Origin of the sequence: Nitrosarchaeum sp. (assembly GCF_025699065.1) — an archaeon.
GTDB lineage: Archaea > Thermoproteota > Nitrososphaeria > Nitrososphaerales > Nitrosopumilaceae > Nitrosarchaeum.
Genome location: NZ_JAILWF010000001.1, coordinates 237,207 through 255,523 on the forward strand (window position 1 = coordinate 237,207; position 18,317 = coordinate 255,523).

Here is an 18,317-nt window from a genome sequence, read left to right on the forward strand (position 1 = left end):
AACAAACACAAAAGTATACCACAAGACATTGGTATACAATATGATAAAAATTGACTATCATGTATCAATTTCAAACTTAAAATATTAAATAAAATTAATCAATACTGACATCATGAGTCCTGAGATTGTTCCAGATAAGCTAGTAAGTTCAATTAATTACAAAATATTAGCGATCATTATTGGATTAGTATTAGGATTTCATTTTCTTGTAAACAATACAGAAGAATCAGATCTATTAGTATACATGTTTTCAATGAGTATACCAGCTAGTGTTGCAATTGTTGGTTTTATAGTTGCAAGAAGATACACGGGTACTTTGGTATATGCCAAAGCATACAACATGTTAGCAATAGCATTTCTATTCATGTTATTTGCAGAGTTCACTTACTTCATATATGAACAATGGTTAGATTTAGAACCATACCCATCAATTGCAGATGTGTTTTTCTTTATGTTTTATCCAATGATAGTGATTTATTTAATTATCAATGTAAGATTTTTTGCTCCTAAATTATCAAAATTAGGCGTACTGATAATTATAAGTATTCCATTAATTGCCACGTCAACATATCTTGGTTTAACAATTGAGGACTATGGAAGTTTTGATTTCTTTTATGGAATAATTTTTGTAGCGGCATCATCAGCAACATTAGGATTAGCTATTCATGCAGCAAGTATTTTCAGAGGAGGATTAGTAGGAACAGCATGGCTTGTCCTAGTGTTAGGAATCACAATTAATTTGATTGGAGATGTGTGGTATTATTATATCGAGGTAATTGAATCATATTCCTTAGGACATCCAGTAAATCTTTGTTGGTATGCAGCATATCTTCTAATTCTTTATGCACTTTACAAACATAAAACATCCATCTAAATTATAATATACTAAATTTTTTACAACAAATATCAAAAATAGAAATTATTGAACGTATTTGTTAAAATCTATCTAGCAGGAATAGTTTGTAGTATCATACTATCATGGAGTGAAGTCTTCTTCAGTTGGACTTTAACTACAACTACATTTTTTTCAATATCCATCTTCACATTATCAAATATGGATTCATATTTTTTTATCTTTTTACCATCTGAAGATATTGTGTAATCATTGGAGATTAACAATCCAGATTCAATTAGTTGGTTAATCTTTCGATATCCAGATGTTTGTGGAACATGGCAAGCATCTAAAATATCAGCGATGATAAGAGATCTGTCTAAAACAGTTCCAATTATTGCTTTTTTGTCTTCATCTGCAAATGATTCTAAAAATACTTTAGCCAATTCTTGATCTTTAATTATAATCCAGTTATCAACTGCTTTCTTTTGTTGTTTAAGATCAATTATATTTTGTAAGAATTTTGTTTCCAGTCCATCTGCACCAGCTCCAAAAAATTCTCTTAAAACACCATCAAACTTGTGAAAATCCTTTATTGCCTGAACTAGACCCAACCCATAGCGTTCCATTAAACGCTGTTCAATTTTATTTAATGTGGGCTTACCAAGATTTATCTCGATCGATTTACGTAACGTTGGGGCCAATAAATTATCCAAGCTATTTGTCAATGTTTGAATGTAAACATCATGTCTATTAAACTAATTGTCATAATTATTTTGAAATAACACATTGAAAAATATCATAAAATAATATAATAATCATTCATATGCATTATTTAAAAAAAAGTGATCGCTTAAAAAAGTTGCACGTAATTTCGATGATCACGCACACATAATTACATTTCAACACAAGTGAGCATCATGTAGTAATTTGTACAAAGTAGTAAGTGTCTCAACATAACATACCAATGCATATCACCAAAAGTGGAAATAAGTAGTTAGGAATATGAATTTAGCATATAGAAAAGGAGATCGAGTTAATTGACATTACAAGAAAATGGTATATTAAGAAAGACAGATAATGTGTCCATTAGAATAGATTCAGACCTTAGCAATAAGCTACATGAAAAATCAAATGAGCAAAAAATCAGTCTCAATACTTTGATCAATCATCTTTTAGAAAAACAAGTCAATTGGAATGAATTAGCAAATGAAATGGGATGGGTATCTATGTTTAGATCTACATTTAGAGAATTAATGGATTCAAATACAAAAGAAAAAATTCAAAAAATTGCTGAAACTACTGGAACAGTTGATCTAAAAAATTCCTTAAATTACTTTTACGGGCACATCAATCTAGATTCAATTTTAGATCTTTTCAAGAAGAGATGTCAAAGTATGAATGTACAGTTAAGAATTATTCCTATCAACACCTCAATTAAAATCATCATTCAGCATGATCTTGGCAAAAATTGGCCATTGTTTATAATTAAACAGATGAATTCAATACTAAACGAGATAGAGTATAGAATCATCAATGAGGACTATAATAGTCAAGGGTTCTCATTTGAAATTGTCAAAATAGGAGATGAATAGAAAACCTAGGCTCAAGAAAACTCAAATTTTCTAGACTCAAAGGATAATATTCTTAAGGATCGGCACATTTCCAAATATGGGAATGAGCGTATTGGATATTGCAAGGAAATCCCATTATGGGTATTACTTCATTATCATAGCGGCAGCATTAGCAGCATTAGTACACGTACTTAGTAAACCAATGTTAGAAGTTGGAACCAGTCAAATTGAGATCAATCCCATCGTCATGGCATTTTTAGTGTATTTTATCTGTGGGGTATTCTTCACACCGCTTGTAAAAAAATCACCAAAAATTTCCAAAATAAGCAGAAGAGACATCACATTCATGTTATTAATTGGAATTACAGAAGGAGCAGGATTAATTACTTATTTTTATGGAATAAGTACTTCTACGGCAGTAAACGCATCAATATTCAGCAATAGTGAAATCATTTTTGCACTAGTTATTGCAATGTTAGTATTCAAAGAAAGACTACACATCAAAGAATGCATACCTTTTTCAATGATCATCATAGGAATGATGATAATTCCAATAGGAAATGATCTTTATCAGAATGATTTCAGTTTTAGTCTAGTAACAGGAGATTTACTAATAATATTTTCAGGATTATTGTATGCTATAGACATTACTTTATGTAAATATCTAAGTGAACGATTTGATGTAAAAAAAACAGTACAAGTTGTATCATTTACATGCGCTGCAATTACAATCTCAATTATTGCACTATTTCAGATTCCGATTGATATTGAATTGGCACAAATTCCAAATATTTTGGTAATGTCAATAGCAGGTACGGGTATGTCTACATTATTTTTCTTGATGGGTTTGAAGCTAATAGGAGCAGTAAGAACAGTATTGTTATACTCAACCACATCAATATTTGGAATTATTTTTTCAGGATTAATTCTTTCAGAAGTAGTCACATTTACAGATATCATATCAGTAGTTCTAGTATTATCAGGAATATTTTTGCTTAGAAACAGACTTGCAGAGACAGAAACTATTGGTCCAAAGCATAAAACTAGTAACCGTAGTCATGCAAACCATGTATCGTTTACAAAGAAGAGAAAAACATCAAATGTTTCTAAATGGATTCACAATAAAGTTGCTGAAAAGATCAGTCAAGTATTTCCAAATTCAGGCATAGGTTAATCCTAAAAAATACCATTATTACCACATAATGAAATTAGGCTCAAAAATAATTTTATAAAATCAGTTTCGATATACGATAAAAAATACGCATCATTTTCATTTTACTTCAAGACAAAGCAGGCATGAATAATTCAGAAAATAATTCAAATGTAGTGAAGTGTATGTATGTGTACACAATTACGCGATCAGAGTTATAAGCAAAAAATAATCATTTCCAATAATGGAAACAGCCACAAGCATGCTACAATTAGGCAATTTTCCCGTAGATAAAGCCAATTATGAAGAGATAAAAGAATATTTCAGTACATTTGGATTGACCCCAAATCAAGTAAAGGTGTTTTTTTACCTTGGAAAGGTAGGTCAACGATCAGCATCAGATATTGCCAAGGCTGCAGATATTCCAAGAAGCGAAACATATCATTTGTTAACTGCATTACAAAACAAAGGAATAGTTTCTGCAACTTTTGAGCATCCAATTAAATTCTCAGCATTACCCATACAGGAAGCAATTCATGTTTTGGTCAGTACAGAAACTGAGCGCCTAAAAAAATTAAAAAAATCAGGCCCAATTTTAGAAAAATTATGGGAAAAAATTCCAGGAGTCTCAATAGATCCCAATGAAGAACCAGAAGAGAAATTCCAAGTACTTCAAGGGGGTAATCAGGTAAATAGCAAGATATTTGACATGATATTAAATGCAAAAAATGAATGCAGAATACTCGGTTCAGAAAAAGACATGATAAAATTTTACCATGCAAATTTCTTAGAAGCATTAAAAGAGCGCAATATTGATTACAAAATACTATCACCTGTTTCAAAAAAATCACAATACATTTTCAAAAATATGGATAAAACAAAAATTAAAGAATTATGCCCAACTGTAAAAGATAATTTGTGCTTTCTGATCAAAGATGATGATGAAGTGTTATTTTTTATTAAAAATTCAACAGGAAGCAATAGAGAGATGAGAGCAATTTGTACCAATTCAGAGACAATAATTTATTCAAAATCTTTATTGTTTAACAATTATTGGTCAAACGAAAGCATAGGAGATTCAAATTGAGCAGATGCAGTTGTGGATATTGTACAGAAGACAAAGATAGTTTCGTATTACACTTAGTTAATGGGTGGTATGATCTTAGAAAAGATCATTCATTAAACAGATAGCAAAACGATTCTAAATTAAAGACTCGTCACTTACTTCAATGGGTTTTCTTCCCATAAATCCAGAATCTTTTTCATGCCAAAATTTTATTTCAGTTTCACCATATTTCCAACAGAGCCAAACTTCTTGGTCAAATCGTTTAGATGGGAAATCAAGTAAACCCTGCTCTACACTTTTAACTACTACACCGGTATTTTCAAGCATTTCTAGTGCTTCATAAAATGTAGTAATTGCAGAATTGAGTTTTTGCTTAAGTAAGATATAGACTTCAAATGAGTCAGTAGACATACTTGTTTGGATTTCATGTTCCAATTTAGAGATCTCATTCTTTTTTGCTAGTGTAAACTCAAATTTCTTGATTACATCTGGTAGGGCTTGATTTGCTTCATTTATGGTAAAATATGAAAACATGTTGTAACCACTTCGCACTTGATTAAATATCTTAGGTGCAAATTTATTATCATTAATTTTGATGAAATATTATGAATGAAGAAGAAATTGAAGGATTAATTACTCAAACAATCAACGGGGCAGCATTAACAATTCCTGCATATCTAGAAGACATAAAACAAAATCAAGAATCACTTAAAGTAGAAAATCCACAAGAATTTGTTTATGGAATGATTATGGGTATGGCACTTGGAATGACAGGGGCATTATTAAGCACGCAAACAGAAATGCCTTCAGCCGAAGAACAAATGAAAGTAAGAGACATCATATACAAATACATCCCAGAGATAAGAGAAAAGATCTTTAGTTGATAGAATTTACCAGAGATGAAGAAGTATTTCTTCAATCTATAGAAGAAGCTAGAATTGCAACATCTCATTCAGATATTCCACATGTAAAGCCAGTATCATATATTTTTCATAATGGATTTATTTTCATTGCAACAGATTATCAAACTAGGACGTTTAAAAATTTGAAGATAAATCCAAAAACAAGTGTAACAATTGATATTTATGAATCAGGAAAGCACAAGGCGGTTTGTATTCAGGGCAGAGTGGAAATATTAGAAAAAGGAAAAGAGTTTTTAGACATATACAAAAAATTTGAAGATAAATTCCCATGGGTTAGAAATGAACCATGGAAAGAAAATGAAGCACCGTTTCTTAAAATTATATCTACAAACAAAACAAGTTGGGGAATAAATAAGAAATAAATGGAAAAATTAATGATTAAGTTGCAATTTCAGGTTCTATTTGAGCCAAAAGACCTTGAACTGAAATTGGTTTTTGGTGTGTTGAACGAACGCCTAGTTCTTTGAGAAATTTAATCTGATATTTATCAAGTTCCAGCGCACTTACTACAACAACTTTTCTAATTTCAGAGGATTTTTTATCATTTAAATCCAGAAGAAAATCAATCCCACTATAATTAGGCATGCACATATCAAGCAAAATTAGATCATAATTATTTTTCAACACCATATTCAGGCCTTTTTTTCCATCAGTTGCACTTTCAAAATGATGATTTTTAGTCATAAGTATATCTGCAAATACTTCACTGATTTCTGGAACATCTTCGATGTGTAATATTTTCATAGTGTTCTATGTATAGATATATTCATAAAAATTAGTTTGTGCATTTGCGCAAACTGAAATTTAATTTAATGTTGCAGATAAAGATTACGCACGAAAGATAACAATCAAGTGTTTTCAGCTAATTTACGAATATGACTGGTATCTTTTTGATATGCCAAATCAAGAGCTCGTTGAATTTCATCCAGGCTCTTTTTTGTGGTTGTTTCATTTCCTTTAATTATTTTGCATTCCTGAATTATTGGCAGTCCACAGAAATTCCTATACTGAGCATATGAAACTACGCAGTGATAGATTTTTGGATCGTCATTAAATTTATACTGAATCTTAAAAGGCAATCAAAACTATGATAATTGATATTACTAATAACTTTTGAGACAGGTAGTTAAAAGAATATCAAGATGGAATAGGATTCTTTATAGACTTTAAAAGACTAACTAGTTTTTCAACGGGATATGGTTTTTCTAAAATCATAGTTGGTTTTAATTGCATAATTTTTTGAGTTATTGATTTATCACTATTTCCAGTTAACACTATTACAGAAGCGTCTGAATCAATTTTTTTTATGTGTTCTAGACCATACAGTCCATCATAATTAGGCATTGCAATATCCATCAATACAAAATCAGGTTTTAATTTAGCATACAAATTAACTGCTTGTAATCCATCAGTGCCAGTTCCCATAATATTAAAATCTTCAAGAAGGAGATATTCAGAGAGCAAATCCAGTATATCTTCGTCGTCGTCAATTAATATTACTGAGCCATTCATACAATAATTTTTCATATATACCCAATATTCTACCGTATGTTATTTTATTAAATAACATAAGATTTTCATAAGTTAAACATTGAAAAATATATTCCAAGACAGGATAAACCTACTAAAAATTATAAACTAGATAATTAATTGTGAGAAGGAAAGTGATTTGCATTTTCATAGATATTTTTTGATATTACATTACAGCGATTTTTAATTTGTTGAAAATACATTTTTGTTTCGTCATCAAGTGATTTTTTAAAGCGAAGTTCAAGCATTTGAGCAGATAGTCCTATAACAGTGACATCATCAATAATCTTATTTAAAAAAGTAGGCAATTTTGCGATCTTTATCACAGTCATCGTATTAATAATCAAAATATTAGAATATAACAAATATTTGCCAAAATTGGAAACGATAGCATGAAGAAAGCTTGGGTATGGTCAAGATCATATCAAAATGAGTAAAAAATAGATTTATCAGTTAAAAAATATGCAACTAAGATTAATTAGTATGAATATCTTAATGTAATCATGCCAGGATTAGATCATCTTATTGCAAAATCATTAAACAATATAATTAAACAAAATTTAGGGGTAAAAACCATCCAAAAGATCGAAAATAGATTATTTGAAAAATACGGAATTTCGTGGAATCAATCACTGGAGGAATTTGAAAAACTAGATTTTGTTTTAAAAGAATTATTTGGAAATATAGGTGCAAAAGGTCTAGAACAAAGATTTTGTAATGCCATATTCGATACAAAATCAAAGAAAAACACAGAGAATTGGATTATAATTTGTGATCCAGATATCAATTCCAACATAATTCAAACATTTGGAGATTTAGAAAAAAAGAAAATCATAGAATCAGTAATGGAGTCACCAAAAATAATCTATGAGATAATTAAAGATTGTAGTCTACCTCAGACATCAGGATATAGAAAAGTTAATGCATTAATTGATGAGGGATTTTTAATTCCAACTGAATTTGAAATTAAAGAAAATAAGCGAATATACAAATACTCAAGCATAATTAAGAATCTGAAAATAGACATAAGCTCAAACAAAATCAAAGCTAGTGTTTTGCTAAATGAACCACAACAAAATCAATGTTCATTTTTACAAATTGTTACAAAGTAACACAGATCAACACAAATGCATTTGTTGTATAAATAGCGATCATCATAATTTTGAAGAGTTATTTACTCTAAAAAATGTGAAAACATGTGAAAAAATCCAAACGAGTAGTAATTGTTGATGATAATATTGACATTACAGGAGTTTTTGCAGATATTTTCGAGTTAACAGGTAACAAGGTAGTAGGGGTAGGTCACGATGGAAGAGATGCTTTAGAGTTATTTCTGAAACACAAACCAGACTTTATTTTCATTGATGTAATGATGCCTGTGATGAATGGGATAGACGCCTTGAAAGCAATTAAAGAAAATGATCCAAACGCCAAGGTAATAATGGTCACCGCGGACAATAGCACAAACACAATAAAGGATCTAGAAAAACTCAATGCAACGGCAATAATTTTCAAGCCGTTTAAAATTGAAGATATTATTAACATCATTGAAAAATTTGAAGATTAAAAAAGAAATAAAAAGATGAATTGCTATTTCACAAATTATGTCAAATAAAATCAAATGTTCTCACATTTTAGTAACAAAACAGAGTGAAGCAATTACAATCTATGAACGTCTAAAAAAAGGTGAAAAATTTGGAAAATTAGCCAAAGAATTATCCATAGATTCAGGCAGTGCAAAAAGAGATGGCAATCTAGGATATTTTACAAAAGGAATGATGGTAAAACCATTCGAAGAGGCTGCATTCAAATTACAAATTGGCGAGATGTCTGAACCAATTAAATCAGAATTTGGATATCACATCATCAAAAGATTCGGATAAAGAGCAATTATGCTTTAGTTTTTAATTTTTAAAATTACAAAAATGCATCTAATCCTTTTTTATTAGATTCAATACCTTGATTTTTTTCTAGTACCTTTGTCATTTTTTCACCCATTGATTTAGCAGAAGTCATTTTTCTTTTTCCAATCCAATAATATGTCTCATCGATTGTATCTTTTGCAATAAGTACAACTAGCTTACCAGTATCTTTTCTTCCAGTTCTACCGCGTCTTTGAATATATCTAATTGAGCTTGGTACATTATCATAAAAAATCACCTGATTAACTTCAGAAATATCTAATCCCTCTTCACCTACACGTGTTGCAACTAAAACTCTAAAAAGACCATCACGAAAGTCTTGAACTGTTTGGATTTGTTTTTTTTGTTTTAAACCGGTTTCACCAGACTTTCCAATCAATATTCCAGCAGAGATACCCATTTCAGTCAACTTGTTAAAAATCACATCGACGGAATCACGATAGCTAGTAAATATCAAGGCTTTACCTGGAACTGATTCAATGATTTCTTTTAATTTTAAAATTTTAGAATGTTCTATTCCTTTTGATTGTGCATCATTTGCAAGATGTATTGCTCTTGTAAAATTAGGATCAATTTCAAATAGATCTTTCACACCAACACCTTTTTTTATTTTTGCACGCTCACAAAACTTCAAAAAAGAGGTAATACCGTGAGCTTCCAAAATGTTTAATGCATAATGAATTCGAATTGCGGTGAATAGTGGTTTTGCAGATCGTCTGTTTTGATTTAACACAAATTGCCTAATACGTAACAATGCAGATAATGACTTTTGATCAGCAAGTTTGATTCCATTTTTTCTAAGAATATCATATCGTTCATCTAAAGCTAATTTGAGCAATATTTGAATTGCCTTCATTTCAGGAGGAAGTTCAACATTTATCCATTCAGTGTTTGTCTCTTGAGTATATGGCTTTACATCAGGACTATCCTCGGTTCTTTCAGCAACATTTGAGATACGTAGTCGGATTAACAATTCAGTTGCTTTGTCTTTTTCACTTGGAAGTGTTGCAGTCATTCCAAGAATTCTCAGATTAGAATTTGCAAATCTATCGGCAATCCCAGAATATGCATAATCACCAACAGTTCGATGAACTTCATCAAAAACTACTAAACAAAATTGATCTTGAGAAACTATTTGTCGATCCAGATCATTTTTTGCAATTTCAGGAGTTGCACATATAACACTGTTGCCCCAAAGTTTTGTTCGTTTTTGAATTGGGTCTTCACCAGTAATCAAAGCAATGTCATCAATGGCAAGATGCTGTTTTAGGAATTCATAATGTTGGTTAACTAAGACTCTTGTGGGTGCTAAAAACAAGACACCACCAATACCTTTTGATAAATATTCCGCAATTACCTGTAATGCAATAGCGGTTTTTCCCAATCCAGTTGGCAATACCACAATACAGTTTTCTTGAATTGCCTGATTTGCAAGATTTACTTGATAATCTCTTTTTTCAATAGAGTTTTTTTGTATATATTTTCTGTTTAGATATTCCAATTCCATATACTGAACTAAACTTGGGTTTTATCGATTTTATGCTTTCGTGTAGTAAAGTATTAGCTAGTATGTACTACTATCATAACCAATGCCTAAATCAGAATTATTTGTGAGTACAAATCATCAAAAACTAATTACAAGCCAATTGAGCATTCAATGTGTGAGATTATCAAATCAATTCTTTTTGTTAATCTGTCAAATCTTCAAGCCATGATGGCTTTTTGAAGTCAGATAACAAAAAAGGTTAGAAAGAGATGCAAGAAATTGGAAACCAGTAAAAAATGGATATTTTTTGTGTTGCCATCTAGCATAACAGCTGAGGGACTACACATAGTCATACCTCTGTACGTGCTTTTTCTTGGGGGTAATGTAGTTGATGTCGGTATTGTAGTAGGACTTCATTATGCATTATCTGCTATTGGTGCAGTTTTTTGGGGGAAAATTATTGATAGGTTTCACATAAAAAGATCAATTTTGATTACTTGTTTTTCAGCCATTACAATTTGTAGTATGGGATTATTTTTTACAACTAATTTGAATTTAGTTTTTGTAATTTCATCAATTGCAGGATTTTTCATCATCGGAAAGAGTCCAGTAACACAAGTACTTGTAATGGAGTCAGTGCCAAACAATCAGTGGAGTAAATTATTTACACAAATTTCAATCATAACTAGTTTGGGAAGTCTAACTGCATTTTTAGCAGGTTCGATATGGGATTCTTTTTTTGATCTTAAACCATATTTCCTTTTTTGTGCAATTATGAGTTTTGCTGCAACAATTCTAAGTATCAAAGTGGGCAGTAAAAGCACCATTGAAAGACATACCGTAGTTCATTCAATTCATGGAATTAGGCATATTTTCAATCATAACAGATTACATTTTCAGCTAATATTCACAAAGATTCCCCATCCACATGACTTTAAACCAATCATATCAATTTTCCAAAGAAAAATATCTCATGAAATAGGGATACTGTTTCTTACAAACTTTTTATTTTATTTTGGTAGTAATATTTTCTTTACAGCATTTATACCATTTTTAAAAGAATTTAGATTTACAAATTCTGAAGTTTTTCTAGTATATATGGTTCAGACAATAGTATTACTTGTGATATTTTTCTTTGTTCCTCGTTTGATTTCAAAAATAACAGAAGAGCGGGCTACACAGATAGCATATTTACCAAGAATTTTAGGAATCATAATTGCTGCATCATTAATTCCAAGTATGGTTGGAATCAATTCTTTACTAACAGCAATAATTTCAACTAGCTTGATGGTTTCAGCATTTTCAGTTTTTAGTGTTTCAAATTCAATAATTCTTTTCAAAGCAATTCCTAAAGGTTTCGAAGGGAGGTATTTGGGAGTAAATAGTTTCATGGTTGGAGTCGGGATATTTTCAGGAGCATTAACTGCAGGTTACGTTTCAAATGCATTAAGCTATTCAGCTGCATTCTTAATCGCAATTTTCATTTTATTATTTTCACTTTTAATGTTTAGAATTTATCTAAAACATAGATTATCTCATAGAATTGTTTAACAAATACCAAATTTGTAGAAAAACAAGAATACAGATAAAAAGATTTTATTAAAAAATTACTAGCCTACAATCGTGGCATTATGTTTAATCTAGATTTTGCAGACACTATAATTATCGAGATAATTGCTACTGCTAAGATCATCACTGCGATTGCACCAAATTCCGGAACTACAACTCCATTATCTATTTCAACTTTAATTGATTGTTTGTGCTCTGATGAAAGTCCTTGATTAGCAGTGATAGTGTAAAAACCATTTTCTTTCCAGAGAGGACCTCCAGATTTCATCTCAAGAGAAAACTTACCTGTATTGTCAGGCGTGATTTGGGCAATTGAAACCAAGTTTCCTTGAGGCGAAGTTACAATTAATGTAATATCAGTTATAGAACTAGTGGTACTGCCAGATACAAGAATTCTATCACTACCAAATTCAGTGTCAGCGGATAAAGTAATGACACTCGGTTTTGTCGATATTATTCCAGAATCAGAGGATTTAACAGGAATTCCTTTTGGTAGAGTTGTTGAACCTATTACGGTGAATTGTATTTCTGCAGTTTTTTGAGTATCAGGATGACTTGCAATTACAGTGTAAGTTCCATCCTTAAAACTTGGAAGTGTTGGATGAAACAATCTTTTGAAGATACCGTCTTTATCAAATGATATTTGTGGAGCATAAACAGTTTCTCCATCAGGCGAGATAACAGTCAAAGTAAGAGGTTTGAATGTAGCAACGCCAGTTATTTTACCGGTAACTAATACAGAATCCAAAGAATGAATTTCAGATTGAGCAGTTGCCAATTCTATCATAGGTTCTGCAAAAGCAGAGACTGGAATAGACATTGCAATTAAAACTAGCAAAGCAATCTTGAGCACTTCATATATTGTAAAGTGTTTCTATATTAATTATCCTATACAAATCAATTAAGATCTGCTAAAATTAGGATCAGAGTAGAGTAAAACAGAGATTAACCATATGAGATCAATTTCTTTTCTTCCAACATTGAATGAATCTGATGAATCGCGTTAAATGCCTGTTCAGATGATTTGCCACCTGTACAAATTAATTTACCAGATGCAAATAGCAACATCACAGTTTTGGGATTAAGTTGTCGATGGATAAGTCCTGGAAACTGATCAGGCTCATACATACTACGAGGGAGTTTCTTAGCTGCTTCCTCAATGAGAATTTTTCCTCCTAAATTTACAGCTGTAACTACATTTTGAATCAGAATATTTGCGTCATTTTTAATTTTGATATTTTTTGAACGTAGAAGATTTATGACGTTATTTAGAGCAATATACGCATGTTTTTCTGATTTTGCGCCAGTACATACCATGTTGCCGGTTCTGAAAATTAATGTCGTAGTCTTTGGTAAATTTATCTTAAAAACTGCACCAGGAAACTGTTGTGGATTATAGCTTGAATTTGGAAATTTTCTTTTAATTTCATGTAAATCCAAACTTTGATCAATGGTTGCAGTTGCAACTACATTTTCAATACAAACAAGTGGGATGGTAAATGCCAGAATCTATGCTCCAATTTGATTAAAAGGGTGATTTGTTATATCGTGGTGTATAGCAGCATGTTGTTCTTGTTTGAATGTAAGATCACATCTATAACATTTCCAGGATTTCATAAATAATATAGAGTGATTTTTGAATATAACAATCACGTAGAAATCATTCACATAAATGATTAGAATATGCTAAATACTACAAAATAAATTAAATTTGAATTTTAAGATAAGATGAAGAATTTAACTAAAAAAGTTAATTAAAAATTTTAATTGTTTGATTCATCAAAGTTTTTGTTGGAATTACAATACTTTCATTTTGGTCATTTGTCACAATAACATGTAGTAAATGTGCTGCTGTAACTGTTCCAGATACGTCACCAATTTTCACTTTTTGTCCTACCTTAAGAATAGAACGTTGAGTTGAGGCACCCATTATGGATGCCGGAATCAAGTCTTTTAGTGCAAATCCCAAACCAATTGCAATTGATGCACCAATAGCTACTGCGATGCTCCAAGAGAATGCAGACACCAATATTGGTATAATGTCTTGACCTACACCTAATTGTGTGAAAGCAATTGCAAAGATTATTCCATAAATTACTGCTTTAATTACAGATATTATTAATCGTGGACTGCCAATATGATGATCTAGTAATTGGTGTTCAATCCATTTGCTAACAAAATTAACAACGATAGAACCAACAACGATTATCAATACGAAAGCTAAGAGATTTGGAACCCATAACCAGAGGCTTGTAAGAGCAGTAGAGAGTTGTTCAAACTGTAATGCATTAACTGCTGCTACTATAAAGAACAGGTAAACGAACCAACGAATTGTGGCTGAAATTAGCTTTACAGAATTAAATTTGCCATATACCTCTTCTGCCAGGTTTAGTTCCTGATTCTTTTGACTGGTTTTTTGGAGTAATTTTGTTACAGCCTTTGTTGTAACTCTACCTACGATTTTACCAGCAATAAAACCGATAATCAGTAAAATAGCTGCCGCGATTATTTTTGGAGTACTATCTGCAATGCTAATTGCAAATTCCTTTAATGCATCAGTTGTAGGCACATAGATTCCTTCAACAAAGCTTTCCTGGGCAAATGCAGAGTTAAAACTAGTGAAGATTAATGAAATGGACAATATTGCAATCAAATATTTTTTTGAGCTTTGCATGGATTTCTTCGTGAAAGGTGCCGGATTATTATACCTTGTGAGTTAAAGTTGTTATCTAGATAACATCTTTGCATTCACACTTTTTTTGTTTGTCTGAACGAGTGTACTTTAGTTTATGACAAACTTCACAGTATAATTGATTTGCCACATTAATACAAATACATCGCAGTATATCCATCTTTATCTTCATGCTTTTAACATACTAAATTGTAAAATTAGATTATTTTTTTTTAATTAACAATGTATTTTGTATTTCATGAAGACTATTGATGAATTTTTGTTTTGCTTCAAATTCATCTTTAACGGCAATGACTATTTCAGTTGGAGATAGCATTACATCTTTAACAACAAGCGGAGAGCTCAGACCCAACATTTCACATAAGATGTCAAAAACGTTTTGGAATTTTGAGTTATCTCGATACTTGTAAACAGTTTTTCCATCAACTATTTTTGGATTTGCATCTAGAGGGATTATCAAATTCGGAGAGCTTACCTCAGAGATGAATGTGTTGATGTCTTTATCGATAATATTTCTAAGATCTGTTTTGGTTCTTTCTAATTGTTCTTTTGCTTTTTCTAGTTCAACTAACTTATCATCATATCCAACACCTATCATTTTTGCAAAAGTCGACTCAGTTGAACGCTTAAGAGGAATTTCATGGAGTTGGACATTTACATTAGATAATGAGTCTTCTACATCATGTAATTTTAGGCGATTTTCCTTAATTTGTATGCCTAGATTTTCAAGAAATTCAAAATTAGACATGTCTTTTTAGCTAAATTGGTGGACTACATCCATCAAGCCTTGTTTAAATTCTTCAGTTGAGAGACCCCATCGACCATATTCATCTTTGTATCCGTCCCATGCTTCTTCAGCTTCTTTTGCTATCTCCAAAATCTTTGGTCCAATTGCCTTTGTATTTACAAGAACCGCAATACTTGCTTGTTCCCCATCCATTATTGGGATTTTTACAAAGATCATTCTAGACTCTTCAATGTTGAATTTATCTTTGATTATTCTTTTAATGGCTTCTCTCTCTTTAATATCAAATTCGCCTTTCACTTTAACTAAAACACAACAAGAATCACGTGAGCTTCCATTGTTTCGAATATCATTTTCATCAATATCAAATAGTAATGCATCTTCCTTTTTGCCAAGTTTATTTAAAACATCTTCCATGGTGTTATTTTTTGTAGAGGTCAACATATCTTTGCCCCATTGACTTTCAGACGGACTAACTGGCATAATCCATGGAATTGCAAATTTTGGTTTTTTTGTTGCAAGCCATGTACGATAGTTAGACATATCCCATTCAGTTTCTCTGGCAAATGAAGAAATAAACATCGAAATAGTGTTTGCAGCTATCAAGTTCATTCCCTTGTAATCTTTCCAACCAACTTCATGTTCTTTTGGCAGATCATCTATAATAGAAGGAATTTTTTGTAATTTCTTATCATGTTGGTGTGCAAGTTTTCTTAGTGCTTTATTTGAAACCAAAATAGAACAATCACTGTATTTGATCTGATATTCCAAATTCATTACGATGTTAATTGCAGCTGCCTCAAAAATTACTGGGTCCCATCCAAATTCAGGCATTAATCCAAAAGTGGCAATTGTTGCATGTTCTTTTGTGTTAGTTTTTATGTATTCGATAAATGCACTTGAAAATGAACTTCCAGTCCCACCACCCATAGCAAATGGAACAACATACCCTCTAACGGGTTCTGGTGAAATTGCAGACAATTGTTTTTTGATATCAACTTTTGTCTTCATTTCTTCAAGGAATCTTGTCTTTCCTTCTGCCCAGTTTCTTGCAGCTCCTCCTGCACCATGAATTACATGCTGATCACGTAGTGCAAAAAGGTCAGGATATGATTGTAAAATTAGATTAGCCGCTCTTGGATCAAGATCAACAAGTAATGCTCTTGGAATAAGCGGAATATCTCCATCACCATATGAAGGTGAAAATCTCAAAATTGTGCTTCCATATCTTTTTAAAACTCGTGATTCATCTTTTGAATTCAATGTTGGTTTTAGAGGGTCTGCTCCAACGTCTAATAGCAATCTTCGATATGATTCAGCCCCAAGTCCTATTCCACAATGACCAAAACAAATCATCAAAACAGGTGCTGGTGGAAGTGGTGCTAATTTAGACATAATTTACTTAACCTAAGATAATATTGCATTGCTCATTAATAAGAGAGTAGAACAAATTATACCAACTATATCAAGTTTAGATACTTTTTTACTTAAAAATTGTTTAAAAATATGAATTTTTTAATTGTCTATTGAAGACCGATAGAGTTGGAAGATGAAATTCCAGTTGGGATTGATGGGAATTTATCACCAACACGAGTTCCAGCAACTGCTGCTGCTTCTTTAAGTATATTTTCTGTCTCTTCATTTGATGCTCCATCAAATTCAAAGCTTCCTTCAAATGAACCAGAAATTGATTCATTGAGAATGCCAAACAATGATTCAAATTCACGGCTTACTTCTGGCATGATTTTTCCTAAAGCTGGCTTTAAGGCATTCATGGTTGCCATGACTGGGCCTAATGATGCCATTGCATCACCTAAATCAGAGACAGTAGATAATCGTAGATTAACTTGTTCTAAGGAGATCTTTAAAGTGTTTAGAATTTTTTTATTTTTTCTGATTTCCACTAATTCATTTGCAAGAACTCTGCTAGTGGAAATATCATGACTTTTTTTTGCCATTACAATTCGGTTAAATAATTTTGCATCTTTTTCATCTAATGTTTTTACTTTGTAATCAAGAGTAGATACGGTTTTGTTTAATTGTACAAGGGAATTTTGAATTCTTGGTTTAATCGGTGCTTCTTTTTTTAGACCGCGAATATGGTCTGAGATTCCTTTTGATTGAGGGTTATTCCAATTTGTCATGAAATTCTATTTTATATGAATAAACAAGATCATAATCAAATGAGTTGAAGATATTATACAAATTAGATAGTTTTGTGGAATGGGAGCTGTTCAGACAGTCAAAATTTAACGAATTGTATGAATCAATATATTGAACAAATAGGCATGATTTGTGTGAGTAAATCTTTTGAGAGACCAAATTGGGATGAATATTTTATGCTTCAAGCAGAATTGGCTAAACTTCGTTCAAATTGCATGACTAGACAAGTAGGTGCAGTGATTGTTCGTAAAAATAGACAATTAGCAACAGGGTATAACGGAACACCTCCCGGAATCAAAAATTGTTTTGACGGAGGATGCAAACGTTGTCAACTAAGAATGGAGGGCAAGATAGAATCAGGAGCATCGTTGGATAGATGTCTTTGTAATCATGCAGAAGCAAATGCAATAATGCATTGTGCAATTTTAGGTATTGAAGCTGGCATAGCAGGAGCTATTCTATACACAACGTTTGTCCCATGTTTAGAGTGTACAAAAATGGCAATAACAATTGGAATTAAAAAATTTGTATGTCTTGATTCGTATCCAGAAACAGATTTTGAATTATTAAAAGAAGCTGGAGTAGAAGTTATTCAATTAGATAAAAGTAGAATTACTAAGTGGGCAAAGGAGCTAGTAAGTAAATACGAAAATTCTAAGTGATCA

The 18,317-nt window shown here is 31.4% G+C and carries 24 protein-coding genes; 11 read left to right on the top strand and 13 right to left on the bottom strand.

Annotated features, from left to right (window positions below; translation table 11 throughout):
* Positions 1 to 112 precede the first annotated feature (112 nt).
* The gene (locus K5782_RS01490) at positions 113 to 874 is read left to right on the top strand and encodes a histidine kinase (protein ID WP_297463447.1); all 762 of its coding nucleotides are present in this window, start codon (positions 113 to 115) and stop codon (positions 872 to 874) included.
* Between the two features lie 68 nt (positions 875 to 942).
* Here the strand turns inward: K5782_RS01490 and K5782_RS01495 are convergent, their stop codons facing one another.
* Positions 943 to 1,560, bottom strand: a complete 618-nt coding sequence (locus K5782_RS01495; protein WP_297463450.1) for a transcriptional regulator — start codon at positions 1,558 to 1,560, stop codon at positions 943 to 945.
* Positions 1,561 to 1,872: 312 nt separating this feature from the next.
* On the opposite strand from K5782_RS01495, the gene K5782_RS01500 reads away from it, so the two are divergent.
* The 3 genes from K5782_RS01500 (at position 1,873) to K5782_RS01510 (ending at position 4,643) form a co-directional block, all read left to right on the top strand.
* Complete coding sequence (locus tag K5782_RS01500; RefSeq protein WP_297463452.1) at positions 1,873 to 2,427, top strand: hypothetical protein; 555 nt, start codon at positions 1,873 to 1,875, stop codon at positions 2,425 to 2,427.
* Positions 2,428 to 2,503: 76 nt separating this feature from the next.
* On the top strand, positions 2,504 to 3,580 hold the full coding sequence (locus K5782_RS01505; RefSeq protein WP_297463454.1) for a DMT family transporter: 1,077 nt from the start codon (positions 2,504 to 2,506) through the stop codon (positions 3,578 to 3,580).
* Between the two features lie 220 nt (positions 3,581 to 3,800).
* Positions 3,801 to 4,643, top strand: coding sequence for a helix-turn-helix domain-containing protein (locus tag K5782_RS01510; RefSeq protein ID WP_297463456.1), 843 nt, complete (start codon positions 3,801 to 3,803; stop codon positions 4,641 to 4,643).
* 114 nt (positions 4,644 to 4,757) lie between these two features.
* On the opposite strand, the gene K5782_RS01515 is transcribed toward K5782_RS01510, so the two are convergent.
* Positions 4,758 to 5,156, bottom strand: a complete 399-nt coding sequence (locus K5782_RS01515; protein ID WP_297463458.1) for a DUF2203 domain-containing protein — start codon at positions 5,154 to 5,156, stop codon at positions 4,758 to 4,760.
* A gap of 71 nt (positions 5,157 to 5,227) precedes the next feature.
* On the opposite strand from K5782_RS01515, the gene K5782_RS01520 reads away from it, so the two are divergent.
* Both K5782_RS01520 and K5782_RS01525 read left to right on the top strand, forming a co-directional pair.
* Entirely contained in the window at positions 5,228 to 5,506 is a 279-nt protein-coding gene (locus tag K5782_RS01520; RefSeq protein WP_007550713.1) for a hypothetical protein, read from the top strand.
* Positions 5,503 to 5,907 (top strand): pyridoxamine 5'-phosphate oxidase family protein, encoded by a 405-nt coding sequence (locus tag K5782_RS01525; RefSeq protein ID WP_297463461.1) that lies wholly within the window; start codon positions 5,503 to 5,505, stop codon positions 5,905 to 5,907. The genes K5782_RS01520 and K5782_RS01525 overlap by 4 nt, the downstream gene beginning before the upstream one ends.
* A gap of 16 nt (positions 5,908 to 5,923) precedes the next feature.
* Here K5782_RS01525 and K5782_RS01530 read toward each other — a convergent pair whose 3' ends face one another.
* From K5782_RS01530 to K5782_RS01545, 4 genes are all read right to left on the bottom strand, one after another.
* A complete protein-coding gene (locus K5782_RS01530; RefSeq protein WP_297463462.1) occupies positions 5,924 to 6,289 on the bottom strand; it encodes a response regulator in 366 nt (121 codons plus the stop codon).
* A gap of 104 nt (positions 6,290 to 6,393) precedes the next feature.
* On the bottom strand, positions 6,394 to 6,624 hold the full coding sequence (locus K5782_RS01535; protein WP_297463463.1) for a hypothetical protein: 231 nt from the start codon (positions 6,622 to 6,624) through the stop codon (positions 6,394 to 6,396).
* 58 nt (positions 6,625 to 6,682) lie between these two features.
* Positions 6,683 to 7,057 carry a response regulator gene (locus K5782_RS01540; RefSeq protein ID WP_297463464.1) on the bottom strand — a complete coding sequence of 125 codons (375 nt, stop codon included), beginning with the start codon at positions 7,055 to 7,057 and terminating at the stop codon, positions 6,683 to 6,685.
* 134 nt (positions 7,058 to 7,191) lie between these two features.
* The gene (locus K5782_RS01545; protein ID WP_297463465.1) at positions 7,192 to 7,407 is read right to left on the bottom strand and encodes a hypothetical protein; all 216 of its coding nucleotides are present in this window, start codon (positions 7,405 to 7,407) and stop codon (positions 7,192 to 7,194) included.
* Between the two features lie 171 nt (positions 7,408 to 7,578).
* On the opposite strand from K5782_RS01545, the gene K5782_RS01550 reads away from it, so the two are divergent.
* The 3 genes from K5782_RS01550 to K5782_RS01560 all read left to right on the top strand — a co-directional run bounded on the left by K5782_RS01550 (position 7,579) and on the right by K5782_RS01560 (position 8,958).
* Positions 7,579 to 8,187: a hypothetical protein gene (locus K5782_RS01550; RefSeq protein WP_297463467.1), complete on the top strand. Its 609-nt coding sequence runs from the start codon at positions 7,579 to 7,581 to the stop codon at positions 8,185 to 8,187.
* Between the two features lie 86 nt (positions 8,188 to 8,273).
* Positions 8,274 to 8,642, top strand: a complete 369-nt coding sequence (locus K5782_RS01555; protein WP_297463468.1) for a response regulator — start codon at positions 8,274 to 8,276, stop codon at positions 8,640 to 8,642.
* A 37-nt stretch (positions 8,643 to 8,679) separates the two neighbouring features.
* Positions 8,680 to 8,958: a peptidylprolyl isomerase gene (locus tag K5782_RS01560; RefSeq protein ID WP_297463469.1), complete on the top strand. Its 279-nt coding sequence runs from the start codon at positions 8,680 to 8,682 to the stop codon at positions 8,956 to 8,958.
* A gap of 34 nt (positions 8,959 to 8,992) precedes the next feature.
* On the opposite strand, the gene K5782_RS01565 is transcribed toward K5782_RS01560, so the two are convergent.
* Positions 8,993 to 10,504: a DEAD/DEAH box helicase gene (locus K5782_RS01565; RefSeq protein ID WP_297463470.1), complete on the bottom strand. Its 1,512-nt coding sequence runs from the start codon at positions 10,502 to 10,504 to the stop codon at positions 8,993 to 8,995.
* 258 nt (positions 10,505 to 10,762) lie between these two features.
* Between K5782_RS01565 and K5782_RS01570 the strand changes: the two genes are divergently transcribed.
* Complete coding sequence (locus tag K5782_RS01570; RefSeq protein ID WP_297463471.1) at positions 10,763 to 12,034, top strand: MFS transporter; 1,272 nt, start codon at positions 10,763 to 10,765, stop codon at positions 12,032 to 12,034.
* A gap of 64 nt (positions 12,035 to 12,098) precedes the next feature.
* Here K5782_RS01570 and K5782_RS01575 read toward each other — a convergent pair whose 3' ends face one another.
* The 6 genes from K5782_RS01575 to K5782_RS01600 form a co-directional block, all read right to left on the bottom strand.
* Complete coding sequence (locus tag K5782_RS01575; RefSeq protein ID WP_297463472.1) at positions 12,099 to 12,905, bottom strand: PEFG-CTERM sorting domain-containing protein; 807 nt, start codon at positions 12,903 to 12,905, stop codon at positions 12,099 to 12,101.
* Between the two features lie 92 nt (positions 12,906 to 12,997).
* Positions 12,998 to 13,558 carry a TATA-box-binding protein gene (locus K5782_RS01580; protein WP_297463678.1) on the bottom strand — a complete coding sequence of 187 codons (561 nt, stop codon included), beginning with the start codon at positions 13,556 to 13,558 and terminating at the stop codon, positions 12,998 to 13,000.
* Between the two features lie 244 nt (positions 13,559 to 13,802).
* Entirely contained in the window at positions 13,803 to 14,726 is a 924-nt protein-coding gene (locus tag K5782_RS01585; protein ID WP_297463474.1) for a mechanosensitive ion channel domain-containing protein, read from the bottom strand.
* 220 nt (positions 14,727 to 14,946) lie between these two features.
* Positions 14,947 to 15,492, bottom strand: a complete 546-nt coding sequence (locus tag K5782_RS01590) for a hypothetical protein (RefSeq protein ID WP_297463475.1) — start codon at positions 15,490 to 15,492, stop codon at positions 14,947 to 14,949.
* 6 nt (positions 15,493 to 15,498) lie between these two features.
* A complete protein-coding gene (locus tag K5782_RS01595) occupies positions 15,499 to 16,884 on the bottom strand; it encodes a cell division protein FtsZ (protein ID WP_007550732.1) in 1,386 nt (461 codons plus the stop codon).
* A gap of 128 nt (positions 16,885 to 17,012) precedes the next feature.
* Positions 17,013 to 17,633, bottom strand: coding sequence for a Snf7 family protein (locus K5782_RS01600; RefSeq protein WP_297463476.1), 621 nt, complete (start codon positions 17,631 to 17,633; stop codon positions 17,013 to 17,015).
* Between the two features lie 117 nt (positions 17,634 to 17,750).
* Here K5782_RS01600 and K5782_RS01605 point away from each other — a divergent pair, with 117 nt between their 5' ends.
* Positions 17,751 to 18,314, top strand: coding sequence for a dCMP deaminase family protein (locus K5782_RS01605; RefSeq protein ID WP_048109784.1), 564 nt, complete (start codon positions 17,751 to 17,753; stop codon positions 18,312 to 18,314).
* Positions 18,315 to 18,317 lie beyond the last annotated feature (3 nt).